Genomic DNA, 24,441 nt, shown 5'->3' with positions numbered 1-24,441 from the left:
CCGGCGGTCTCATGGCGCACCCGGCTCCGATCAACGTTCCCGGAAAGCGTGCTGCGCCTGTTCGATGATCGGCCTCAACAGATAGGACAGGAATGAACGGCTTTCCGTCCGGATGAAGGCTTCCACGGGCGTTCCCGGCAAGAGGTTCAGGCCGGACAGTGCCGCCGGATCGTCGAGGCGCAGGCGGACGACATAGTAGGGCTGCTCGACCCTGTCGTCCTTGATCGCGTCGGCGCCGATCCGGCTCACGGTGCCGCGAAGCTCGGGCGTGGCCTCGCGGCCGAGGGTCGGGAAACGCAGCAGGGCCTCCTGGCCGAGGCGGAGCTGATTGATGTCGCGCGGCAGGATGCGGGCTTCCACCGCCAGCCCGTCGGCCTCCGGCACGATCATCAGGATCTGCTCGCCGGCCGCGATGACGCCGCCCTTCGTATGAACCGAGAGTCGGTGCACGATGCCGGTTTGCGGGGCACGCAGCTCGACGCGCTCGCTCTGGTCGAGCGCCGTCACGCGCTTTTCGGTCAGCTCCGAGGTCTTGGCGCGGATGTCGGCCAGTTCCTTGGCGACGTCGCTGCGCCTGGTCTGGTCGAGCTGGATGATCTGCAGCTCGGTCTCCGCGATGCGGCCCCTGGTTTGCGCCAGCGTCGCCTCTAGCCGGCCGCCCTCGCCCTGGAGGCGCGCCGCCTCGCGTTCGAGCGCATTGATCCGCGTCGTCGGGATGAGCTGCTTCTGCCAGAGGTCGCGGATGCCGCCGAGTTCCTGTCCGACGAGCTTGTTCTCCGAGCGCTTGGCGACGAGCTGGCCTTCGAGCCCCTTGATCTCGTCGTGCAGTTGCTCGATGCGCTCGCGCAGCTGCGCCTTCTGGCCGGCGAGCGCATCCTTGCGCAAATGGAACAGCGCGCGTTCGCCACTGACCACGCGCGCGACGGGGGGATCGCTCGCTGCAGCCAGCAGATCCGCGGCAAAGGAGACGTCGTCCGCGCCGTCGCGCTCGGCCTCCAGCCGGCTGCGCCGGGCCGAGAGCTCCCAGAGGTCCTTGGTCACGGCCGCGAGCGTCGCCCGCGTCACCGTCGGGTCGAGCCGGAGCAGCACGTCCCCTGCCCTGACATGCGCGCCCTCACTGACCAGCAACTCGGAGACAACGCCGCCGGTCGGATGCTGGAGCTTCTTCAGCTCGGATTCGACCACGAGATTGCTGCTCGCGATGACTGCGCCGGCAACGTCGATCGTCGCCCCAAGCGCGAGCGCGACACCGCCGGCGCCGATAATGGTGAGCACGAGCGCGCGCAGATGGACGCGCAGCGAGCGGTCGACCGGATCGTCAGGAGGCGGCATGGGCGCGGCTCCCCCTCGCCTTGGCTGGAGCGTGCTTGCCGGCCCCGTTCGTCGCGGGCTTCGCGCGCGTCTTGCCCGCCGCGTTGCGCTCGGCCTGGGCCGGTGGCGCAGCGGCTCCGCTCAAGCGCACCAGCACCTCGTCGCGCGAGCCGAGATGCTGGACGCGCCCTTCGTTGAGCACCATCAGCTGATCGACCGCGGCCAGGATGCTGGCGCGATGCGCGATCACCACGACGATGCCGCCGCGCTGCCTCGCCGCCAGCACGGCGCGGGCCAGGGCCTGCTCGCCCGCCGTGTCCAGGCTCGCATTGGGCTCGTCGAGCACGATCAGGAAGGGCTCGCCATAGAGCGCGCGCGCCAGGCCGATGCGCTGGCGCTGGCCGCCTGAGAGCAGCACGCCGCCATCGCCGACCTGCGTGTCGTATCCGTTGGGAAGCCGCAGGACGAGCTCGTGGATATCGGCGGCTGCAGCGGCACGCCGCAGCGCCTCGGGGTCGGGATCGGGAGCGAAGCGCGCAATATTCTGCGCGACGCTGCCGTCGAAGAGCTCGACATCCTGCGGCAGGTAGCCGACGGCCTGGCCAAGCGTATCGGCGTCCCATTGATCGAGCGTGGCGCCGTCGAGCCGGATGACGCCGCGGAGCGCCGGCCAGGCGCCGACCAGGGCCCGCCCGAGCGAGGATTTGCCTGAGCCGCTCGGACCGATGATCGCCAGCGCATTGCCGGCTCGCAACCTGAAAGTGACGTCGCTCACCAGCAGCGCATTGGCGCCCGGTGCCGTCACCGCGACATTGGCCAGCGTCAGTTCCTGCCGCGGCAGGGCGAGCAGCGTGCGTTCGGGTTGGGCCGGGCGCTCGCCGAACGTGGTCTCGAGCCGCCGCCAGGCCTGGCGCGCGGCGACGAAGCCACGCCAATTGGCGATGGCGGCGTCGATCGGGGCGAGCGCCCGGATCGTCAGGATGGTCGCGGCCAGCATGACGCCGCCGGTCGCCTCGCCATTGATGACCAGCCAGGCGCCCAGCGCCAGCACGCCCGATTGCAGCACGAGGCGAAGCATGCGCGACAGCGCGGACAGATCAGAGGCGATGTCGGCGGCGCGCTGGTGGCGGTCGAGGAAGGCGGCATTGCGCCCATGCCAGGCCGCACCGAGGCGGCCGCGCATGCCGAGGGCGCTGATGAGCAGGCCGTTGCGCCTCGTCGCCTCGGTCAGTTCGGACCGTGCCGCGGCGAGCGGCGCGAGCTCCGCCATTGGTCGCTGCGTCAGCCTGTCGCTCGCCAGCGTGACGGCACAAAGGAGGAGCGCGCCCGCGACGACGGCGAGGCCGAGCATCGGGTGAAACAGGAAGCAGATAGCGGCGTAGAGCGGCATCCAGGGCAGGTCGAACAGGGCCGCAACCGCGCTGCCGGAGAGAAAGGAGCGCAGCGTATCGAGATCGCGCACGGCCTGCGTGCCGTCCTGCCCGCGCGCCGTGACGAGAATGCCGAATACCTCCGGCTCGAGGCGTTGATGGAAGCTGCGGCCGAGCCGGATCAGGATGCGTGCCCGTGTCATGTCGGCAACGCCCTGGAAGACGAACATGGCCAGCGCGAGGATGCAGAGTCCGACCAGGGTCGAGCCGCTGCGGCTCGACAGGACGCGGTCGTAGACCTGCAGCATGAAGAGCGGCCCGACCAGCATCAGCAGGTTGATGGCTCCGCTTGCCAGGGCGACGCCTGCCAGCGCTCGCCCCAGCGCGCGCGCCGCGGCGTGAAGTGGCGACGTGCTCTGCCTGTCTTGTCGGGAGAGTTGCATGGACATCCGCCGCAAAGCGGGAAGCGGAGCCGGACGACTCCGCTCCCGATCTCATCTCGCTCAGGCGAGGCCGAGCCCGCCAAGCATGCCGTGGTGCTGATGCTGATCTTCGCCCAGGCCGAGGAGGCCGGTTACGGTGCCGAGTAACCCGTCGGCGAGCGGAGCGGCATCGGCCGTCACAGGAGCAGCGGGCTCGCCACCGGCAACCGGCAGGCCTTGCGTCAGGCCGCCGACCAGCGAATCGAGACCCAGGCCGCCAAGCCCGGGAACCGCAATGCCGTCACTGTTGCCGAGCCCGGCCAGCGCGGCATCGTTGGACACATCCTGGACCACGCCGTTGACCGTCTGCTGCACGGCGGCCAACGCGCCGGCGGGATTCGGGTCGCCGCTGCCGGCACCCAGGCCGAGCGAGGCCGTCACCGCGTCGACGCCGGTCAATGTCAGCGGGATGCCGATCGCGGGCCCGGCGGCATTGCCGAACTGATCGAGCGACGTCGCCACCGTGTCGAGCAGATTGCCGGAGGACGCGCCGCCGAGCACGTTCTGAACGAGATCGCCCGCGGCCGTCACGGTGGTGTCGAGCTGGAGGCCGGCATCGGTCAGGCTCGGCGTGCCCTGCCCGGAGAGCAACTCGCCCGGCATGTTCAGCACGTCGGTGACGAGGTTGAGCGAGCCGTCGGAATTGGTGCCGAGCCCGTCGAGAAGATTGGTGGCATTGTCGACGAGGCCGCCGACGGCGCCGGGCAAGCCGCCCGAATCCTGGCTGAGCAGGTCTCCGAGGCCCCCAAGATCGAGTGCGCTGCCGCCGATCAGCCCGTCCGATCCGAGAAGGCCGCTACCGGAGCCCAGATCCTTCGGCAAGGCCGAGACGAGATCCGTCGCGCCGGTCAGGATGTCGCCGACATGACCGACGATTTCGCCGACAGGGTCGAGCGGACTGTCACTGTTGAGCAGATTGCCCGGGAGATTGACGATGTCGGTGACGAGATTGTCCTGGCCGATCTTGCCGAGGCCGATGGTCTCGCCGAGGTTGGTGACCGCGTGGACCGTGTTTACGCCAACGCCCAACTCGTGGCTGACACCCTCGATCAGCAGGTGGAAATCGAGGATCGTATCGTTCGCCGTCGTCGCCAGCGGCTGGCTCGTCACGTTCGAGACGGTACCGGCGACCTCATTGACGAAGGGTCCGACATATTGGAGGCCTGAATGGTAGAGGATATCGGCCACGTTGCGCGAGCTGTCGTTGAGCCCCGTCACCTCGCCCGGCAGGCTCGTCACGGCTTGCATCGCCGACTTGCCGTTGGGATAGCCGAGATCGACGAGGCTGTTGCTGAGCTGTGTGATCAGGTCACCCGGCTGAGCAAGGGTCTCGGCGACGCCAGCCTGCGGCCCGGCGATATCGGCAAGGCTCAGCACCGAGCCTGCGGCGCCGGCAAGCGGGACCTGTTCGGCCGCTGCCGTCAGCGGGACGGCCGAAGCATCCCCAGCTCCAGCGACCTCAGGGTTGGCAGGCGCGCCGGCGTCCGGCGCTGGCGTGGTGACGTCGGCGCCGGCCTCAGCCCCCCCGAGGCCGAGCGGCAGGATCGAGGATAGCTGCAAGGTCGCGCCGTCGGCGCTGGAACCGCCGGGCTGAGAGAAGACGGGCACCGACCCGGCCAACGTCTCAATCGAGCGAAGACCGGGCAACAGGTTTGAGGTGGCAGTGGGGAGAGTCATGGAAACCTCCATTGCTTCCGATCTTATCGTTACGTGCTGCTCCATCTCTGGTTTCAAATTGCGCGCGCCGGCACGCAGTCAGCGTTAACCGAATGCAACGATGACGAGGCTGTTTTTAGCCGGCAGCCTGGTTGCCCGAACTCGGGACCGCACGCGCGACAGGGACCGCGCGAAGATCCAGCGAATTGCGGACGCTCGGCGAATGCTCTCGCGGGAGCGACTCAGCCGTTCCGGTCTTTCACCAGCGTCCAGACGAGGTAAGGCGCCCCGATCAGGGAGGCGAACAGGCCGACCGGCATCTGATAGGGGAAGAAGGCAAGGCGAGAGAGCCAATCCGCCATGGCCAGCAGCAGCGCACCGAGGAGGACGGCTCCGGCCAGGTGCGTCGCCGCGCCGCGCAGGCCGAGTGCCCGCGCCAGATGCGGCGCCATCAGTCCGACGAAGCTGACCGGTCCGACGATCAATGTCGCCGCTCCCGTCAGCAGCGACGCGCAGATCACGATCCGCGTCTTAACCGACATGATGGCGATGCCGAGGCCCGCCGAGGTCGCGTCTCCCAGGGGCAGGATCTGCAGCCAGCGCACGAACAGCGGCAGCGGCAGCAGCAGCGCGATCGCAGTCACGGCCGCGGTCACGGCGAAGTCGGGTGTCACCTGCTGCGTCGAGCCCGTAAGCCAGGCCAGGATGGCGAAGGACTCCAACCCGCCACGCGCCAGCATCACGGTCAGGATCGAGCCGGAGAAAGCCGCGAGCGCGATGCCGCCGAGCAGCATGCGGCTCGCCGTCAACGCGAATTGGCGCGCGATCGCCAGCAGGATCAGCAAGCCAAGCGCCGCTCCGCCCGCACTGGCGAGGCCCTGCAGCCACCAGTCTGCGCCGGGAACCAGCACGATCGTCAGCGCCAGTCCGAGCCCCGCCGCACTGCTGATACCCAGCACTTCCGGGCTCGCAAGCGGATTGCCGGTCAGGCGTTGGATCATCGCGCCCGCCGCGGCCAGCATCGCGCCTGCCGCCATCGCCGCCATGAGACGCGGCCAACGCCAGGGCAGGACTTCTCCGAACGCCGCGCCCATCGCGAGATCGAGCCCATCGGCATCGCGGCCCAGGACGAGAGCGAGCAAGACGAGCGCGGCCAGCATGGCCGCGCTCACGGCGATGAGCCGCCACGGCCTGTGCGCGACCCTGCCAAGGAACGCAGCGCTATCCTGCGGCGGCATCGTATAGGCCGGCAGCCGGGGCAGCAGAAACAGCAGGAACGGCCCACCGAGCAGCGCGGCGACAGCGCCCGTCGGCGTTCCGAGCCCGCTGGCGGCATTGGTGGCCTGGACGAGACCGTCGGTGAGGCTCAGAAGGAGCGCCCCGATCAACGGTGAGGCGAGGAGTTGTGCGCCCGGTCGCCGCGCGCCGAGCATGCGGGCGATGTTCGGCGCGGCGAGCCCGATGAAGCCGATGATGCCGACCTGCGAGACGACGGAACCTGCCAGCGCCACGGCGACGAACACGGCATAGAAGCGCGCGCCGCGTACCGAAAGGCCGAGATTGCGCGCCCCGGCCTCGCCGAGCGCCAGCACAGCGAGCGGCCGCTGCAGCAGCGCGGCCAATCCGGCGCAGATGAACAACCTGAGCGCCAATGCCTTGGCCGGCTCCCAACTCTGCTGAGCCAGCGAGCCGCCGCCCCAGATGAACATCGAGGTCAGGTACTGGCCGGAGAACAGGATGATCGCGGCCCCGGCCGAGGCGCAGAGAAGGCCGATCAGCAGGCCGGCCAGCGCCAGCGTCGTCGCCTCGAAGCCGCGCCGCCAGCCGAGCCCGAGCACGACCGCCACGGCCACGGCGCCGCCGGCCAGGGCAACCGTCTCGCGGCCGAGACCGCCGAGCTCCGGCAGGAAGGCGGTGGCGGCGACCAATGCGAGCTGTGCGCCAGCCGAGATGCCAAGCGTCGAGGCATCGGCGATCGGATTGCGCAGGACCCGCTGGAGCAGCGCGCCCGCCAGCCCGAGCGCCGCGCCGGCGATCAATGCGACCGCGACCCGCGGCAGCAGCGCGTGGAGCACGATGATCCGCCTGAGCCCATCGGCCGGCTGCGGCGCGGTCAGGACCGACAGCCCGCGCGGTCCCAGCCCTCCCAGCACGGCATGGAGGCCGAGCGCCGCGCAGAGCGTGACAAGCGCGAGCCCGCCGGTCAGGAGCCCGTAGCGCCGCAATGCTTCAGCCAAGGCCCGGCGCTCCACCCGACAGCGCAATGTGAAGCAATCGCCCCAGCCGGCGAGCGGCCGGCAGTCCGCCGAAATGATTGACCGGGTCGAGCACCATGACCCTTTCGGCGCGGACGGCCGGCAGATTCTGCCAGATCGCGCTCTGCGGCAGCACGCGCCGAGCGTCATCCGGCACGGGCGCGAGGATGGCGATCGCGGCGTCCGCATTATCCGCCAGCGCAACGATGTCGACCGGGGCCTGCACGCTGTAGCTCGTCTGCCGCGCCCAGGCATTCAAGAGTCCGAGCCGCTTCAGCACGGCTCCGACCATGCTGTCGTCTCCAAAAACCCTGAAATGACGGGGATCGCCGATGGTGATGACGAAAAGCGGCGGCTGGCTCCGCTCCGCAAGCGCACGGGCCGTTTGCGCCAGTTCGTCCCTCGTCTCGCGGATCAGGGCCTCGGCAGCGGCGTCGCGGCCGAAGCGGCGGCCGAGTTCCAGGGCCGCTGCCTCGGCAGCCTCGTAAGGGTCGCGTCCGCGCTCGTGGATCCGCAACGAAAGGACCGGCGCGATGCGGCGCAGGTTGGGCTCGATGCGCGTGTACCAGGGCGAGCTCAGGATGAGGCTCGGGGCCGCTCGGCGCAGCACCTCGAAATTGATGCCGCCACGCAGGCCGAGATCCGCCGTCTGCGGCGGCAGGGCGGGCTCGATCACGAACTTGCGGTAGAGCACCAGCTCGGCGCCGGCGACCATGGGAATGCCCAGGGCCAGGGCCGTTTCGAGCATGGCCCAGTCGATTGCGGCGGCCGTTTCCGCTGCCGCACGAGCCGGACCGGCGATCAACCCGGCCGCGCCGAGCGCAATCAATCGGCGCCGGGACAGCGAAGGAGGCGTCACCGGGCGTCCCCGCAATGTCATGGCGCGATCGCCCCTTGCGCGCGCCAATAGGCGACGCAGCGGAATTGTCCGCGCGGCAATCCAAGATCGCCGCCAAAGACACTCTTCAGCCGCTGCGAGGTCGCCAGTTCCGTGCCCGAATAGGCGAAGACGCCGTCGCCCTCCCCGCATGGCCGCGCCTGCAGGGCGTCGACGAGATCGCCGTAGCGCAGCCAGTGCAGCCGACAGGCTTCCGGCAGCGCCACCTCCTGCCGTTCGGCATCGTCGGCAAGCGCGACATAGGCATCGATCGCCTCGCCGGGCCGGCACTCCTCGATCTGCCTGAGGATCGTCGGCAGCGCCGTCTCGTCGCCGGCAAGGATGCGCAGAGGCGCGTGGCTGATCGGCTGGCCGATCGGGCCGAGCGCGCCGATCTCGTCACCCGGCCGGCAATCGCGGGCCCAGGCCGTCGCGGGCCCTGCCGGCTCGTGCAAGACGAAATCGACATCCACCTCGCCGAGCTCCGTCCTCACGGAGCGGATTGTGTAGTTGCGCAGCACCGGCATCAGCTCGCCCTCCGGCCAGACCGGAAGGCCCGCAGGGCAAGGCTTCGGATAGGCGAATACCCCGCCATGGCGCTGCGGCAGGAGCAGCCGGACATGGTGGAGATCACCGGCATAGAAGGCAGCGTCCTCGACGGCGAAACTGATCCGGCGCAGATGCGGGGTCACCTGGCTGGCGCGCGAGACATGCCAGCGCTGGACATGGCCGAGCCGCTCGGGATCGCCATCGCCGGCCCAGGCCAGGGCGAGGTTCGCACAGCCCGGCATGCGGCGGATCTCGCCGGCAATGCGCGCCTTGGCCAGCGCCAGCCGCCGCCAGTCCGCTGCCGAGAGGCTGAGGCAGAGCCCCTGTCGCGAGCGCTCGCAGGAGACGCGGAAGCCCCCTGCCCCGAGCCGGTCGATGGCATCGAGCTGCCCGGCGAGCGCCTCGAGGGCAGCGCCCGAGAAACGGCAATATGCGACGAGATCGGTCACCGTGCGTTCGTCACCAGCGGTAATTGAGGCCGGCGGTTATGACGCGCCCCTGTCCGTAGGCGCAGGTCGTCGAGGTGTAGCAGGTGCCGACATAGTCCTTGTCGAACAGGTTCTTGACATTGACCTGCAGCGCCATGCCGTTGAGCTGCGGCATGAGCTTGCCGAAATCAAAGCGCAGGGCGGCGTCGACGAGCGTCACGCTCGGGACCTCAATCGTGTTGTTGGTGTTGAAGGTGCTCCCGACATAGCGCACGCCCGCGCCCAGGGACAGGCCAGGCACAAGACTCGCCGGCAGATCGTAATAGAGCCAGAGCGACGCCATGTGGCGGGGCACGCCGGTCGGCACCAGCCCTTCGAGCCCGCTATTGTCGCGCGTGTATTTCGTGTCGAGATAGGTGTAGCTCGCCGCGACGTTCAGGCCGAAATCGAGGCTCGCCTTGGCTTCGAGCTCGACACCGCGCGAGCGCGCCTCGCCGACCTGCACCGAGAAGCCGCGATTGACGAGGTCGGTGGTCAGCAGGTTCTCGCGCGTCAGGTCGAAGACGGCGGCGCTGAGCAGCGCGTTGATCCCGACCGGCTGATACTTGACGCCGGCCTCATACTGGAGGCCGCGTTCCGGATCGAAGGCCCGGCCGGTCGCATCCGTGCCGGCGAGCGGCGTGAAGGATTGCGCGAAGCTGACATAGGGGGCGATGCCGTTGTCGAAGCGGTAGAGCAAGGCGGCCCGCCCTGTCAGGGCGTGATCATCCGTCGCGCTGCGCGCGCCGGCGACCGTCGTCTTGTTCTGCGCCCAGTCGGAGCGTCCGGCGAAGGTCGCGATGAAGTTGCCGAAGCGGATCTCGTCCTGGGCGTAGAGGCCATATTGCCTGGTCGTCACATCGGTCCTGCGTGTCGCCGGCAGCGTGATCGGGCGGCCATAGACCGGCGCGAAAAGGTCGATCGCCGGGGCGGCGCCCGTCCCAGAGACGAAGTAGCCGTCCGAGGACTGGGCATCGAAGCCGGTCAGCAGCGTGTGCGACAGCGGGCCTGTGCTGAAATTCCATTCGAGCTGATTATCGAAGGCCAGCGCATCCAATTCGTCATGGGAGAGCGAGACGGAGCGCGAGAGCGTCCGCCCGTTCGCCGCAAGCGAGGAGCCGAAAACGCTGAAATAGTCGATATTGCTGCGGAACCACTGCCCGTTCATCCGCAGGGTCACGGCGTCGCTGAAGCGATGGCTGAACAGGTAGCCGGCCGAGCTCTGCGTGCGGTCGAAGCTCTCCAGATTCGGCTCCGAGACATTGGTCCGCCGGCTCAGGCGGCCATTGGGATTGTAGCTTACCGAGCCGGCCGATGGGACGCCGATATAGGCGTTGGCCTTGGGGTCGCGTTGATAGAGGCCGAGCAGGGTCAGGCTGGTATCGTCCGAAGGCTTGAAGGTGAAGGCCGGCGCAATGGCGAAGCGCTCCGCCTCGGTATCCGCGATCTGCCCGTTCTCCATCCGTCCGATGCCGGTGAGGCGATAGAGGAAGCGCCCCTGGGGATCGACCGGTCCGCCGAAATCGAAACTGGCCTGGCGCTGCGCGTTGTTGCCGAACTGGACGCCGACCTCGCCGAAACGCGCCATCGTCGGCAGCTTGCTGATCTGGTTGACCATGCCGCCGGTCGGCGCCTGCCCGTAGAGCACCGAGGACGGACCGCGGAGGACCTCGACACGCTCCAGCAGATAGGGATCGACCTGGGGCGAGACCCAGTTCATCTTCTGCATGCGCAGGCCGTTGAGATAGTTCACCGCATCGAAGCCGCGGATCTTGAACAGGTCGAACCGGCTCGCGCCCGCGCCGCGGCTCTCCGGGGTGACGCCGGGCGTATAGCGCAGCGCCTCGTTCAGGCTCTGCGCGTTCTGCTGGCTCATCTGCTCGCGCGTGATGACCGAGACGCTCTGGGCGGTCTCGGCGAGCGGGGTACCGGTCTTGCTGCCCGTGGTGCTGCGCTGGGCGACGTAGCCGCGAACCGGGCCGGTCGCGCTCTCGCCATCGACGGTGATCGTATCGAGCGAGATCGACCCGGGTTCCTGTGCTACCGCGAAGCCGGACAGAGGCGCGGCGGCCAGGGCCAACGCAGTGAGCGAGGCGGAAATCCGGATGGTCATGCTTCGCCCCCAAAGTGCGTGGCAGACCTGCCTCTTCTGCGGGAACGAGCTGCTTTTTCGAGAAGCCGTGGCGCTCCCGGCCCATGGCAGGCCGATCTCGCTCATGGCGTTTATGCAGGCGCAGAGCCTACGTCCAATAAACGCGGCTTCGAGTTTGATAATCCATGCTTATGAAGTCGATTGATTTTATCAATTCTAATGTGAGATGCCGGCGGCGAGCCTGGCCTGACGAGCCGCTTCGGTCCGGCAATGCGCGATGAAGGCTCCGACAGCCGGCGCCCCCTCGTTGCGGCGGAAGGCGACCGCGATCTCGGAACTGACATCGCCCTGCTGCAGCCGGCGATAGACGATGCCGGGCAGTTGCAGGCAGGCGGTCGAAAGCGGCGCAAGCGCGATCCCGAGGCCCACCCCGACCATGCTTGCGATCGTCGTGAAATCACCGGCGATCGGTTCGATGATCGGGTCAAAACCGGCTGCCTTGCAGGCCATGATCGTCTGTCGCCGGAAGCCGACATCGGCCGGCTGGTTCGGGGTGATGAAGGTCTCGTTGGCGAGGCCATCCAGATCGACCTTTTCGTCACCCGCCAGGGGATGATGGACCGGAAGCACGGCGGCCAAGGGCTCGCTCAGAACGGTCAGCGTCTGCACGCTCCGAGGCACTGCGGCCGGCGGGCGGATGAAGCCGAAATCGAGCGCGCCCTCGACGATCTGGTCGAGCTGTCGCCCCATCTCCATCTCGATCATGACGAGATCGACCTCGGGAAACGCGTTGCGGAAACCGCTCACGAGCTCGGTCAGGACGCCGGCATAGGCGGCGGAGGCGACATAGCCGATCGAAATCCGGCCGATCTCGCCGCGGGCCGCCCGCTGCACGGCCGCCAGCGCGGCATCGGCTTGGGACAGCGTCTTTCGCGCCTCCGTCAGGAACACCTGCCCCGCCAGCGTCAACCGGAACAGCCGCCGGCTACGGTCGAGCAATCGTGTTCCCACGAGAGTCTCCAGGCTGGCGATCTGCTGGCTGAGGCCCGGCTGGGCGATGCCGAGCCGCTCGGCCGCGCGTCCGAAATTGCGCTCCTCCGCCACGGCGACGAAGTAGCGCAGATGACGCAGCTCGAAGGACGGACCGTCCGAGGGCCTGCCATTCATCTGCGCCGCTCCCTTGGGCAAGCGCGCGGAGCGGTCCGACGGAATGGCGGGGGTAGCGGCATCGCCGATCACTAGCCGAAAGCACAGCGCTTGTCGTCGCAAAGCATGGATGTGAGCGTTTGACGCTCCGACCCGCAAGCCATTGCTCGCAGCCGATCTGAACAATTGAACGATGCGCCTGGTCGGCTCGGGCGGAAGCAGATCGGGACTGCATGTCTCGCGCCCCCTGAGAAGGGACTGGTCCTTGTCCGACCGTTGTACTAGTGGCGAGAACCCCCTGGGGCTCAAGGAGAGCGCAGCGTGACCTATCTGTCCGATACCCGGCCGCTTGCACTCGGCGATTTCGCACGCATGCGGGCGGCTGGCGAGAAGGCGGTCATGCTCACCTGCTACGATTCGAGCTTCGCCAGCCTGCTCGATGGCTGCGGCGTGGAGCTTCTTCTCGTCGGCGACTCCATGGGAAATGTCCTGCAGGGCCATGCCACGACCCTGCCGGTGACAATGGAGCAGATGGCCTACCACACCGCCTGCGTCGCCCGCGGCGCAAAGCGGGCCTTCATCGTCGCCGACATGCCCTTCGGATCTTATCAGGAAGGTCCCGCGCAGGCGGTGCGCAACGCCGCCGCGCTGATGAAGGCCGGTGCCCATATGGTGAAGCTCGAAGGCGGGGCCTATGTCGTCGAGACGGCCCGCTTCCTGGTCGAGCGCGGCATTCCCGTCTGCGGCCATCTCGGCCTGACGCCGCAGACGGTGCATCAGCTGGGCGGATACCGCGTCCAGGGCAAGACGGCCGATGCCGCCAGCAGGCTGAAGGCCGACGCCGCAGCGCTCGAACAGGCCGGCGCGAGCCTCCTCGTCCTGGAAATGGTGCCCTCGTCGCTGGCAGCCGAGATCACCGCCTCCAGCGCGAGCCTGTCGACGATCGGGATCGGCGCGGGCGTCGCATGCCATGGCCAGGTGCTCGTCCTCCATGACGCGATCGGCGTCTACCCGGGAAAGAGCCCGCGCTTCTCCAGGAATTTCATGGCCGGATCGGGATCGATCCAGGAGGCCATCCAGGCCTATGTGACCGCCGTCAAGGCCGGGACTTTCCCGGGTCCAGAGCACAGCTATTGAACCACCCTCGGAACGGTATGGACCGCCCCTTCGTCCTGATCGAGGATCGACGGAGAGGCGAGACCCTGTGCTTCGCGGGTTGCCACCAGCTTCTCGAAGCGCGCTCATATGACGAGGTGCCGGCGATCCTGGCAGCCATGCTCGATGCCCAGCGGGCCGGGTATTTCCTGGCGGGCTATGCCGCCTACGAGCTCGGTTACATGTTCGAGCCACGCCTGGCTGCACTGGCACCCGCGTTCAAAGGTCCCCTGCTCCAGTTCGGCGTCTTCGACGAACCTCGGCGCTTCGACTGGCGTGCGGTCGAGGGCGCGGCCTCCATCGGCGAGATCCTTCCGCTCCTGAGCTTCGACGCCTATCGCGAGCGCTTCAACCAGGTCATCGACTATATCCGCGCCGGCGACGTCTATCAGGTGAACCTGACCTTCCCGATGGCCGGCTCTTGGCTGGGCGATCCCGTCGCGCTCTTTGCCGCGCTGCGGACCCTCCAGCCCGCACCTTACGGCGCGCTGGTTTCCCTCGCCGGCGAGAGCGTCCTGTCGCTGTCGCCGGAACTGTTCTTCGAGACCGAGGGCTCGCTGATCCGTGCGCGCCCGATGAAGGGGACCGCGCCGCGCGGAACCACGCCGGAGCATGACCGGCAGGCCGCAGCGGACCTCGCCGCCAGCGTCAAGAACCGGGCGGAGAATCTCATGATCGTCGACCTCTTGCGGAATGACCTGAGCCGGATCTCGCAAATCGGATCCGTGCAGGTGACGGATCTTTTCACCGTCGAGCGCTATCCGACCCTCTTCCAGATGACCTCGGGCGTTGAAGCCCGGTTGCAGCAGGATATCCGGCTGCCCAAACTGCTCCGCGCCCTCTTCCCTTGTGGATCCGTGACCGGCGCGCCGAAGATCCGGGCCATGGAAGTGATCCACGAGCTCGAGGACGAGGCGCGCGGCGTCTATTGCGGCAGTATCGGCATGATCGCTCCCAATGGAGACACGCGCTTCAACGTCGCCATCCGAACCCTGACCCTCGCCGGCTCCGGACAGCTCACGTTCAATGTCGGCTCCGGCCTGGTCTTCGATTCCGACGCCCGGAGCGAATATGACGAATGCCTGTTGAAAGCCGCCTTTCTCGCGAAAGCCGCCGGCACCAACTGACCGGCATCTCTCAGAACTGCCAGCCCGCGGGCACCCAGGCGTAACCGGTATCCGTCTTGAGCAGATGGCCGAGGCCCGGGAATGGATAGTGGAAGCCCAGCACGGGAATCCGATCGGCCGCGGCCCGGTCGAAGATGCGGCGGCGCGCACTGAGGGCCGCATCCTTGTCCCGGTCGGGACCCGGGCGCCAGGGGCGGTCGATATTGACCACGGGGTGGTAGGCGAGATCGGCCGTCAGCAGCAACTGGTCCGTACCGGAATGGACGAGGAAGGAGACCATGCCCGGCGTATGGCCGGATGCCGCAATGGTGGTCAGCCCCGGCACGATCTCCGCCCCGGCCTCATAGAGCTCGATCCCCTGTGCCACGGGTTCGACGCTGCGCTTGATCGCGGCGCCGAAGCGCCGCCTGAAATCCTCCGGCACCGGCATATAGGAGAGATCGGGGTCGTTGCGGACGAAGAAGTCCCAGTCCGCCTTCGGCGCGAAGATCGTGGCGCGCGGGAAGGCCCGCTCTCCGTCCGCCGTCCGCAGGTTTCCGACATGATCGGGATGGGTGTGCGACACGACGACGGTGTCGATATCGCCGGCGCTCAGGCCGAGCGCTGCCAGATTGGCGAAGATGCGCCCGCCATTGGGACCCATCGTCTGCCCGGCGCCGGCCTCCAGGAGAACGCGCTTGCCGCCAATGTCGAGCAGCAGCGTATTGAGGTTTAGGGTCAGATGGTCGGACGGCAGGAAGGCGCGCTTCAAGACCTCCTGCAGCTCGGCTTCCGGCGCGTCGCTGGCGTAAACCTTCGGCGGCCCGCCGATGATCCCGTCGCTCACGACGGTTGCGCCGATCTCGCCGACGCGAAAACGGTAGGACGCGGCATTTCCGCCTGTCGTCGCTTGCGTCTGCGCGCCGGCGCCGTCGGGCCGGCCGAGACCGGTCAAAAGCGCGGAACCGCCGGCGACGGCGGAGAGCATGATCTTGCGGCGGTTCAGGGTCGGGGCGGTCATGGTCGTCTCGCTGGGCAGGCTCGTTGAGCGGTCCGGCCTCAATGACATCGCACGACTGATCGGATAAGCTCGGTAAATATGAAAGGCTTGGTAAGCTGGACTTTGCAATGAAATCGATCCGCCTCGACAGCCTCGATGTCTTCGCCTCCATCGTCAGCCATGGTGGCTTTCGCGCCGCGGCCGCCGAGCGCGGCGTCTCATCTGCTGCGCTGAGCCAGAGCATCACGTCGCTCGAAGCCGCGCTCGGCATAAGGCTGCTCAATCGGACGACCCGGAGCGTGGCTCCGACGGAGGCGGGCGCGCGCCTGCTGGAACGGCTTGCGCCCGCCCTGCAGGATATCCGGCTCGCGATCGACGATCTCAACGCGTTGCGCGAGAAGCCGACCGGAACCCTGCGGATCAACGCCCCGGGGCCGGCGGTCGATCATATTCTCTGCCCACTCGCCTTCGATTTCATGCGGAGCTACCCGGACGTCAAAGTCGAACTGATCAGCGATGCCGCCATCGTCGACATCGTCCAGCAGGGATTCGATGCCGGCGTGCGCTTCGGCCGGCAGCTCGAGCAGGACATGATCGCGGTGCCCTTGGGTCCGCCCTTGAGATACGCGATCGTCGCCTCGCCGGATTACCTGACAATCGCGAAAGCTCCTGCGACGCCTCAGGACCTGATCGGCCGTGATTGCATTCGCCGGCGCTTTCCGGGCGGGACGCTGGCCTCATGGCGCTTCGCGAGGGATGGCGAAGTTCTGGAGATCAGCCCTGAAGGTCGTCTGACATTGAGCTCGGCCCATCAGGAGCTCCAGGCAGCGCTGGCCGGACAGGGGATCGCGCATGTTTTCGAGGCTTATGCGAAGCCGCATCTGGACGACGGCAGCCTGATCGAGCTGTTGCGCGACTGGAGTCCGGGATTGCCAAGCTGGTTCCTGTACTATCCCAACCGCCGCCATCCGAGCGCGGCGATGGCTGCGCTGCTTCAGCATATCCGCTCGTTCGATTGGTCACGGGCGGATCAGGCCGGCATCCGCCCCGCTCACGCCGCCTTGGCCAGGAAATCCTCGGCGTAGTGGCAGGCGACAAGGCGTCCGTCGACCTCGCGCTTGTCCGGGCGCTCGGCGCGGCATCGCTCCGTGACGAACGGGCAGCGCGTCGAGAACACGCATCCTTTCGGCGGATTGAGCGGGGATGGCAGCTCGCCGCGCAGCACGCTGCGCTCGCGCTTTTCACCGCCGACGCGTGGCGTCGCGGCCAGGAGCGCCTGCGTATAGGGATGCAGCGGGCGGGCGTAGATACGCTCCTTCGGCCCGTGCTCGATGGCATTGCCGAGATACATCACCAAGACGTCATGGGCGATGTGCCGGACGACGCTGAGATCATGCGAGATGAAGAGATAGGCGAGCTTGAGCTCGTCCTGCAGGTCGGCGAGCAGGTTGAGCACCTGCGCCTGGATCGAGATGTCGAGCGCCGAGACCGGCTCGTCCGCCACGACGACCTTGGGCGAGAGGATCAGCGCGCGGGCGATCGCGATGCGTTGGCGCTGGCCGCCCGAGAACATGTGCGGATAGCGGCTGTAGTGCTCGGGGCGCAGGCCGACCTTCGCCATCATGGAGCGGGCCTTCTCGGTCCGCTCGGCCTGGCTCAGCGTGGTGTTGATCTGCAGCGGCGCCTCGAGGATCGCGCCGACCTTCTTGCGCGGATTGAGCGAGCCATAGGGATTCTGGAAGACGAGCTGGACCGTCCGGCGCAGGCGCTTGCGCTCGGCCGCAGGCGGGTTGACGGCGTCGAGCCCATCAAGCGTCAGCGCGCCCGAGGTCGGGGTCTCGATCAGCGTCGCCATGCGTGCCAGCGTCGACTTTCCGCAGCCGGATTCGCCGACGATGGCAAGGGTCCGGCCGGCCTCGACCGCGAAGGAGACCTTGTTCACGGCCTGGAGCTGCGCCGGCGGCTGGAACAGCCCACGCTTCACCGGATAGATCTGCGTCAGTTCGCGCGCCTCGATGACGGGATTGCTCATCGCGTCGCCTCCGTCGTCAGGCGGCCTTCGTCGCGGGCCCGTTCCGCGTCCCGGTTGGGGTCGCCGAGCGCGTAGTGGCAGCGCACGTGCCCGTCCATCCAGGGCCTGAGCTCCGGCTGGACATTGCGCGAATGCTCGGTCGCATAAGCGCAGCGCGGGCTGAACAGGCAGCCCTTCGGCCGGTCGTTGAGGCCGGGCACCATGCCGGGAATGGTGGCGAGCCGCGCCGCGTTCTCGCTGCGCTCCGGCAGCGCCGCGAGCAGCGCGGCGGAATAGGGATGCTGCGGGTCGGAGAACAGCGCATCGACCTTGCGCTCCTCCATGATCTGCCCGGCATACATCACCATGATCCGCTGCGCGGTCTCGGCGACGACACCCATATTGTGGGTGATGAGCACCAGCGCCATGCCGCGCTCGCGCTGCAGCGACATCAGCAATTCGAGGATCTGCGCCTGGATGGTGACGTCCAGCGCCGTCGTCGGCTCGTCGGCGATCAGCAGGCGCGGATTGCAGGCGATCGCCATCGCGATCATCACACGCTGGTTCATTCCGCCCGACATCTGGTGCGGGAAGGCTTTCAGCCTGCTCTCGGGCGCGGGAATGCCGACCTGTTCGAGCAGCTCGATCGAGCGCCGTTTCGCCGCCTTGCTATCCATGCCCTCATGCTTCTTCAGCGTCTCGGCGAGCTGGAAGCCGATGGTGAAGCAGGGATTCAGGCTGGTGCTCGGCTCCTGGAAGATCATCGCCACGTCCTTGCCGGTGAGCTGGCGGCGCTCGCGCGCGGACATGGTCAGCAGGTCGCGGCCGTCGAAGCGGAGCTTGTCGGCACGGACGCGGCCGGGATAGCCGACGAGCCCCATCAGCGCGAGCATGGTGACGCTCTTGCCGGAGCCGGACTCGCCGACGACGCCGAGCACCTCGCCCTCGTCGAGGGTGAGGTCGATGCGGTCGACGGCGCGCAGCGTTCCCTGCGAGGTGGGGAACTCGACGCTGAGGTTTTCGATCTCGAGCAGTGGCATGGGATCAGCGTTTCAGTTTGGGATCGAGCGCATCGCGCAGCCCGTCGCCGAGCAGGTTGAAGGCGAGCACGGTGATGAGGATGGCCAGGCCCGGGAAGGTGACGACCCACCAGGCGCGCAGCACGAATTCGCGGGCATCGGCGAGCATCGTGCCCCATTCCGGGGTCGGCGGCTGGGCGCCGAGGCCGAGGAAGCCGAGCGCGGCGGCATCGAGGATCGCGGTGGAGACGCCGAGCGTCGCCTGGACAATGAGCGGCGCGGCGCAGTTCGGCAGCACCTCGGAAAACATCAGGCGCAGCGTTTGCGCACCGCTGACCCTGGCGGCGACGACATAGTCCTTGCTCGTCTCGGTGATGACGGCGGCGCGGGTGATGCGGACGTAATGCGGCAGCACGACGATGGCGACGGCGAGCATCGCGTTCATCAGGCCGGGGCCGAGGATCGCGACGATGACGATCGCCAGCAGCAGGCTCGGCATCGTCATCAGGATATCCATGAAGCGCATGATCGCGATATCGGCGATGCCCTTGAAGAAGCCCGCGATCAATCCGAGCACGACGCCGACCACGATCGCGATGGCGACCACGGCGATGCCGATGACGAGCGAGAGCCGCGCGCCATAGAGCAGGCGCGAGAGGATGTCGCGGCCGATCGCATCGGTGCCCAGCGGATAGGAGAGCGAACCGCCCTCCTGCCAGAATGGCGGCTTCAGGAAGACCGTATTGTTTGTCAGGTCCGGATTATGCGGGGCAATCAGCGGCGCGAACAGCGCGCAGAGCAGCACCAGCACGATGACGACCAGCCCGGCCACGGCGCCGCGATTGGCGCTGAAATAGTTCCAGAATTCGCGGGCCGGATGCGGCGGCGTGCCGCTCGGCGCGGCGACGGCGGGGACTTCGAGGGTTTCGGCGCTCATGGGCGATGGCTCCGGTGGGCGCAGGTCGTGACGGGGCAGCGGGTCATCGGGCGTGCCTGATGCGCGGGTTGATCAGGCCATAGAGCAGGTCGACCAGGAGGTTGACGCTCATGACCACCATGCCGAGCAGAAGTGTGCCGCCCTGCAGCACGGGATAGTCGCGCCGGCTGATCGCCTCGATCAGCCATTTGCCGACGCCGGGCCAGGAGAAGATCGTCTCGGTCAGGATCGCGCCGGTGAAGAGCGTACCGACCTGCAGGCCGATGACGGTGACGACCGGGATCAGCGCATTGCGCAGCCCATGCAGTGCGACGACGCGGACGGGCGCCATGCCCTTGGCGCGGGCGGTGCGGATATAGTCCTCGCCGAGCACCTCCAGCATCGCCGAGCGCGTCATGCGGGCGATGACGGCGAGCGGCACTGTGCCGAGCACGATCGCCGGCAGGACGAGATGCGCCAGAGTCGACCAGAAGGCGTCGATATCGCCGGCCAGCAGGCTGTCGATGGTCAGGAAGCCGGTCACCGGCTCTATGAAATATTGCACCGAGATGCGGCCCGAGACCGGCGTGATGCCGAGCTGCACCGAGAATAGCAGGATGAGCAGCAGTCCCCACCAGAAGATAGGCATCGAATAGCCGGTCAGCGAGACGCCCATCATGCCGTGATCGAAGATCGAGTTCCGCTTCACCGCGGCGATGATGCCGGCCGGAAGCCCGATGATGAGCGCGATCAGGATGGCGCAGAGCGCGAGCTCGATCGTGGCCGGGAATAGCTGGCCGAATTCGGTGAGCACGTTCTCGCGCGTCACGATCGACTTGCCGAGATCACCCTGGACGACGCGCTCGATATAGACGCCGTATTGGGTCAGAAGCGGCTTGTCGAAGCCGTATTCCTTGACGAGCTGGGCATGGCGGGCCGGGTCGATGCCGCGTTCGCCCGCCATGGTCTCGATCGGGTCGCCCGGCACGAGCCGGACGAGGAAGAAGGCGAGCAAGGTGATCCCGATGAAGGTCGGGATCACGAGGCTGACCCGGGTCAGGATGAAGCGGAGCATGGTTCTGCCAGTCTGAGCGGCCGGGGCGCGGCCTTGCGCGCGGCGCCTTGTGTTGTCGCATTATTCAAGTTCGAAATCCGGCGCAGCGCAAACACCAGATCGAACCAAAGATCAAGAAGGTCCTGTTGAAGAATCCCAGCCAAGCTTCGGGCGATGACGGCGGTCGGGGCTGCAGTTTTGTAAGCTCTGCGAAGCTTTGCTCGCCGCTACGCAATAATATGATCAAGAGATGCGCCGGCGCGGCAATGAATGCAACGCCGGCGCGATCTGTGCGTTTCTGCGGACAGGCCCGCTGCGCCTAGCCTTATTTGGCGATCGACACGCCGACGAAGGGCTGACCGCCGAAGAAGTGGATCTTGTAATCCTTCACCTCCTTGCGCACCGGCGTGAAGGCCTGCGCATTGGCGAAGAGAAGTCCGGCCACATCCTCGTGGAACAGTTCCTGGAAGCGCTTGTAGAGCTTGGTGCGCTCGCCCTGGTCGGTGATCGTGTTCGCCTTTGCGAGGGCGTCCGAAGCCTCCTGGTTGCACCAGCCGGCGCGGTTGGCGCCGGTCTTCACGCCCTCGCAGGTCCAGCCGGAGAGCAGGATCTGGCTCGGGTCGGGATAGTCCCAGGTATAGCCGAACATGCCGACCTCATGCTCGCCGGCACGGCCGCGCTTGAGATACTCGCCCCATTCGAAGGTCTGGATCGTCGCCTTGACGCCGATCCTGGCCCAGTCGGCCTGGATCAGTTCGGCCGTGCGCCGGCCGTTCGGCATATAGGCGCGCACCACCGGAATCGCCCAGAGCACGGTCTGGAAACCGTCGGGATAACCCGCCTCCTTGAGCAGCGCCTTCGCCTTTTCAGGATCGTAGGGACGCGGCTTCAGCGCGTCATTGTGCGACCACAGCGCCGGCGGGACGGCCGCAGCGGTCGGCTTGCCGGTGCCCTGGTAGACCGCGTCGATGATCGCCGGGATGTTGGTGGCGTAGGCCAGCGCCTCGCGCACGCGCTTGTCGTCGAAGGGCTTCTTGCGCTCGTTGAAGGCAAGGAAGCTCTGATCGGCGATGCTGCCCTGAAGGACGTTGAGATTGGCGTCGGACTTCATCGCCGGGAGGTCGCCCGGATTGGGATAGCGCGCGATCTGGCACTCGCCGGACTTGACCTTGGCGAAGCGCACGGCGGCGTCCGGGGTGATGACGAAGATCAGGTCGCTGACCAGCGCCATGCGGTCGCGGTTGCCGACGGCCTTGGTCCAGTGATCAGGCACGGCCTTGAAGCGGACCATCGCATCCTTCTGGTAGGCGACGAGCGAGAACGGCCCGGTACCGATCGGCGAGAGATCGACCTGCTCGGGCGTGCCGGCCTTGCTCATCGCCGCGGCATATTCGGCCGAAAGGATCGACATCGGCTCGACTGAGAGCGCGCTGAGCAGCGGGGCGTTCGGCTTCTTCAGGGTCAGTCTGACGCTGTAGTCGTCGACCTTCTCGATCTTGGCCAGGCTCGGCTTCACGATCTCATCGAAGAACTGGTAATTGCCGCTGCCGACCTTGTGGTAGGGGTTGGCGTCGTCGAGCATGCGCCCGAACGAGAACACCACGTCGTCGGCGTTGAACTCCCGCGTCGGCGTGAACGCCTTGTTCGCATGCCACTTCACGCCCTTGCGCAGCTTGAAGACGTAGGTCAGCGCGTCATCCGAGATCGTCCAGGACTCGGCGAGGCTGGGGATGATCTGCGAGCCGCCGCGTTCGGTCGCCGTCAGCCGCTCATAGAGCTGCGCCGCGACATCATAGGCGGTGTTCTGCGAGCTGAACTGCGGGTTGAGGAAATCGGGGCTCGCCTCGGAACAGACGACGAGCGCCTGGGCGCGAGCGGCGGCGGGAAGCAACAGGGCGCTCAGCCCCAGGGCAAGGGCGGCTGTACAAGCGCGAACGGCCATGGCGGTTACTTTCGATCGGAAGGGGCGGAATCTGGCGCGGGGCCGGCTCGCCCCATCGTCTCCCGCCGGAAAGGATGCGGCCGACGCGGCCGCATCCATCGCGTGAGCTGGCGCGCATTCTTGCCGCTCGGCTGACCCAGCCGAACGGCAAGCGCGCGAGAGCCGGGCAATCAGCTGCCGATATCGACGCCGTAGAAGGTATGGCGGCCGAAGGGCGAGAGCTTGAAGTCCTTCACTTCCTTGCGGATCGGCTTGAGCTGAACCGCATGGGCGATGGTGAACCAGGGCGCCTGCTCCTTGAAGATCACCTGCGCCTGCCGGTAGAGCTTCTCGCGCTCGGCCTGGTCGGTGACCGTCTTGGCCTTCAGCACCAGTTCCTCGAAGGGCTGGTAGCAGAACTTCGCGACATTGCCGCCATTGCTTTTGGCCGCATCGCAGCCGAGCAGCGTGTGCAGGAAGTTGTCCGGATCGCCATTGTCGCCGGTCCAGCCGAACATGCCGGTCTGATGCTCGCCCGCCTGCAGGCGCTTGCGGTACTCGCCCCATTCATAGGTCTTGATCTCGGCCTTGACCCCGATCTTGGCGAGATCGGCCTGCATCAGCTCGGCGATGCGCTTGGCGTTGGGGTTGTAGGGACGTTGCACCGGCATCGCCCACAGGTCGATCTCGAGCCCGTTCGGATAGCCCGCCGCGGCCAGCTCCTTCTTGGCTGCTTCCGGATCGTAGGGATCGTCCTTGATCATCTCGTTATAGGACCACATCGTCGGCGGGATCGGGTTGATCGCCGCGACGCCGCTGGAGAGATAGACCGCGTCGATGATCGCCTGCTTGTTGATCGCCTTGTTGATGGCGTGGCGCACCTTGACGTCGTCGAAGGGCTTCTTGGTCGTGTTATAGGCGAGATAGCCGATATTAAGGCCGGGCTGCTCGAGGACCTGGACATTGGCGTCCTTCCGCATCGCCTCGAGATCGGCCGGGTTCGGATAGGGCATGACATGGCATTCGCCCTTCTGGAGCTTCGCCCAGCGCACCGAAGCGTCCGGCGTGATCGAGAAGACGAGGTCGTCGATCTTGGCCTTGCCGGCCCAGTAGTCGGGGAAGGCGCGATAGCGGATGATCGCGTCCTTCTGATATTGCAGCAGGTAGAACGGGCCGGTGCCGATCGGCTCCTGGTCGAGCTTCTCCGGCGTGCCGGCCTTCAGCAACGCGTCGGCATATTCCTTCGACTGGATGCTGGCGAACTGCATCGCGAGATCGGGCAGGAACGGCGCGTCGGGCTGGTTGAGCGTGATCTTGACGGTGTAGTCATCGACCTTCTCGACCGACTTCAACAGCTTCGGCATCGCCATGTCGTTGAAATAGGTGTGGTTCGAGCTGGTCACCTTGAAATACGGATTGTCCTCCTTCCACTGCCGTTCGAACATGAAGAGGACGTCGTCGGCATTGAAATTCCGCGTCGGCTTGAAGGTGCGGTTGGAATGCCACTTGGCGTCCTTGCGCAGGTGGAAGGTGTAGGTCAGCCCGTCCGGCGAGATGTCCCAGCGCTCAGCCAGCGCCGGCTCGACCTTGGTGCCGCCGCGCTCGAATTTCACGATCGTGTCGTAGATCTGGGTGTTCGCGTCGAAGGAGGTGCCGGTCGTGTTGACACTCGGCCCGAAATTCTCGGGGCTGCCTTCCGAGCAGTAGATCAGCGTCTTGGCCGCGAGCGGCTGCGCCGCCATGAGGGCAGACGCCGACAGCGTCGCCAACAGCAACTTTTTCATATGGAATTCTCCTTAACCCCTCTCCGCCGCGGTCAGACGGGATGACGGCCCCGTTGCATCGGAAGCTGCGCGCGCGGAATTTCCTAGGCCGCCCTGGCGGCAGCTTATTGCAAGACAGGGGGCGCGAAAAGTCGTCCGAAAGGCGCGCGAGCGCGTCAGTCGGGGACGGTAAACGGCGTCGCCGCACGTGGTTCGGCTCCCGGAGCCTGCCGGGACAATGCGGCGGCTCCCGACCACGGCGAACAAAGCGCGGCAGCCGGCGTTGCACCC

The 24,441-nt window shown here is 67.1% G+C and carries 18 protein-coding genes; 3 read left to right on the top strand and 15 right to left on the bottom strand.

Translation table 11 applies throughout. The features are described from left to right. Window positions 1-30 precede the first annotated feature (30 nt). The 8 genes from EV560_RS14345 to EV560_RS14310 form a co-directional block, all read right to left on the bottom strand. Window positions 31-1,332, bottom strand: a complete 1,302-nt coding sequence (locus EV560_RS14345; RefSeq protein WP_131856459.1) for an HlyD family type I secretion periplasmic adaptor subunit — start codon at window positions 1,330-1,332, stop codon at window positions 31-33. Next, on the bottom strand, window positions 1,319-3,124 hold the full coding sequence (locus tag EV560_RS14340) for a type I secretion system permease/ATPase (RefSeq protein WP_165923466.1): 1,806 nt from the start codon (window positions 3,122-3,124) through the stop codon (window positions 1,319-1,321). The genes EV560_RS14345 and EV560_RS14340 overlap by 14 nt, the downstream gene beginning before the upstream one ends. A gap of 60 nt (window positions 3,125-3,184) precedes the next feature. Beyond that, a complete protein-coding gene (locus EV560_RS14335; RefSeq protein ID WP_131856457.1) occupies window positions 3,185-4,840 on the bottom strand; it encodes a hypothetical protein in 1,656 nt (551 codons plus the stop codon). A 221-nt stretch (window positions 4,841-5,061) separates the two neighbouring features. Continuing rightward, window positions 5,062-7,056: a Fe(3+)-hydroxamate ABC transporter permease FhuB gene (fhuB, locus tag EV560_RS14330; RefSeq protein WP_165923465.1), complete on the bottom strand. Its 1,995-nt coding sequence runs from the start codon at window positions 7,054-7,056 to the stop codon at window positions 5,062-5,064. Continuing rightward, window positions 7,049-7,954: an ABC transporter substrate-binding protein gene (locus EV560_RS14325; protein WP_131856455.1), complete on the bottom strand. Its 906-nt coding sequence runs from the start codon at window positions 7,952-7,954 to the stop codon at window positions 7,049-7,051. Before EV560_RS14325 ends, fhuB begins: the two co-directional genes overlap by 8 nt. After that, window positions 7,951-8,949 carry a siderophore-interacting protein gene (locus EV560_RS14320; RefSeq protein ID WP_131856454.1) on the bottom strand — a complete coding sequence of 333 codons (999 nt, stop codon included), beginning with the start codon at window positions 8,947-8,949 and terminating at the stop codon, window positions 7,951-7,953. Before EV560_RS14320 ends, EV560_RS14325 begins: the two co-directional genes overlap by 4 nt. A gap of 10 nt (window positions 8,950-8,959) precedes the next feature. After that, entirely contained in the window at window positions 8,960-11,080 is a 2,121-nt protein-coding gene (locus tag EV560_RS14315; protein ID WP_165923464.1) for a TonB-dependent siderophore receptor, read from the bottom strand. Window positions 11,081-11,275: 195 nt separating this feature from the next. Further along, window positions 11,276-12,226: a LysR substrate-binding domain-containing protein gene (locus tag EV560_RS14310; protein ID WP_131856452.1), complete on the bottom strand. Its 951-nt coding sequence runs from the start codon at window positions 12,224-12,226 to the stop codon at window positions 11,276-11,278. Between the two features lie 300 nt (window positions 12,227-12,526). Between EV560_RS14310 and panB the strand changes: the two genes are divergently transcribed. Next, window positions 12,527-13,342, top strand: a complete 816-nt coding sequence (panB, locus tag EV560_RS14305) for a 3-methyl-2-oxobutanoate hydroxymethyltransferase (protein WP_131856451.1) — start codon at window positions 12,527-12,529, stop codon at window positions 13,340-13,342. Between the two features lie 17 nt (window positions 13,343-13,359). Next, a complete protein-coding gene (locus EV560_RS14300; RefSeq protein WP_131856450.1) occupies window positions 13,360-14,487 on the top strand; it encodes an aminodeoxychorismate synthase component I in 1,128 nt (375 codons plus the stop codon). A 10-nt stretch (window positions 14,488-14,497) separates the two neighbouring features. Here EV560_RS14300 and EV560_RS14295 read toward each other — a convergent pair whose 3' ends face one another. Continuing rightward, on the bottom strand, window positions 14,498-15,487 hold the full coding sequence (locus tag EV560_RS14295; protein WP_131856449.1) for an MBL fold metallo-hydrolase: 990 nt from the start codon (window positions 15,485-15,487) through the stop codon (window positions 14,498-14,500). Window positions 15,488-15,594: 107 nt separating this feature from the next. On the opposite strand from EV560_RS14295, the gene EV560_RS14290 reads away from it, so the two are divergent. Then, window positions 15,595-16,551, top strand: a complete 957-nt coding sequence (locus EV560_RS14290; protein WP_131856448.1) for a LysR family transcriptional regulator — start codon at window positions 15,595-15,597, stop codon at window positions 16,549-16,551. Here the strand turns inward: EV560_RS14290 and EV560_RS14285 are convergent. The 6 genes from EV560_RS14285 to EV560_RS14260 form a co-directional block, all read right to left on the bottom strand. Further along, on the bottom strand, window positions 16,518-17,498 hold the full coding sequence (locus EV560_RS14285) for a peptide ABC transporter ATP-binding protein (protein ID WP_131856447.1): 981 nt from the start codon (window positions 17,496-17,498) through the stop codon (window positions 16,518-16,520). The genes EV560_RS14290 and EV560_RS14285 overlap by 34 nt on opposite strands. Continuing rightward, window positions 17,495-18,517: an ABC transporter ATP-binding protein gene (locus tag EV560_RS14280; protein ID WP_131856446.1), complete on the bottom strand. Its 1,023-nt coding sequence runs from the start codon at window positions 18,515-18,517 to the stop codon at window positions 17,495-17,497. Before EV560_RS14280 ends, EV560_RS14285 begins: the two co-directional genes overlap by 4 nt. Window positions 18,518-18,521: 4 nt before the next feature. Beyond that, on the bottom strand, window positions 18,522-19,433 hold the full coding sequence (locus EV560_RS14275) for an ABC transporter permease subunit (protein WP_131856445.1): 912 nt from the start codon (window positions 19,431-19,433) through the stop codon (window positions 18,522-18,524). A 43-nt stretch (window positions 19,434-19,476) separates the two neighbouring features. Further along, window positions 19,477-20,487 carry an ABC transporter permease subunit gene (locus tag EV560_RS14270; protein ID WP_131856444.1) on the bottom strand — a complete coding sequence of 337 codons (1,011 nt, stop codon included), beginning with the start codon at window positions 20,485-20,487 and terminating at the stop codon, window positions 19,477-19,479. 304 nt (window positions 20,488-20,791) lie between these two features. Further along, window positions 20,792-22,408 carry an ABC transporter substrate-binding protein gene (locus EV560_RS14265; protein ID WP_131856443.1) on the bottom strand — a complete coding sequence of 539 codons (1,617 nt, stop codon included), beginning with the start codon at window positions 22,406-22,408 and terminating at the stop codon, window positions 20,792-20,794. A gap of 170 nt (window positions 22,409-22,578) precedes the next feature. Beyond that, window positions 22,579-24,171: an ABC transporter substrate-binding protein gene (locus tag EV560_RS14260; protein ID WP_131856442.1), complete on the bottom strand. Its 1,593-nt coding sequence runs from the start codon at window positions 24,169-24,171 to the stop codon at window positions 22,579-22,581. Between the last annotated feature and the right edge of the window lie 270 nt (window positions 24,172-24,441).

The sequence above is a fragment of the Allobosea sp. BK604 genome, from assembly GCF_004341515.1.
Classification (GTDB): domain Bacteria; phylum Pseudomonadota; class Alphaproteobacteria; order Rhizobiales; family Beijerinckiaceae; genus Allobosea.
This window is presented reverse-complemented; position numbering and strand designations above follow the sequence as displayed.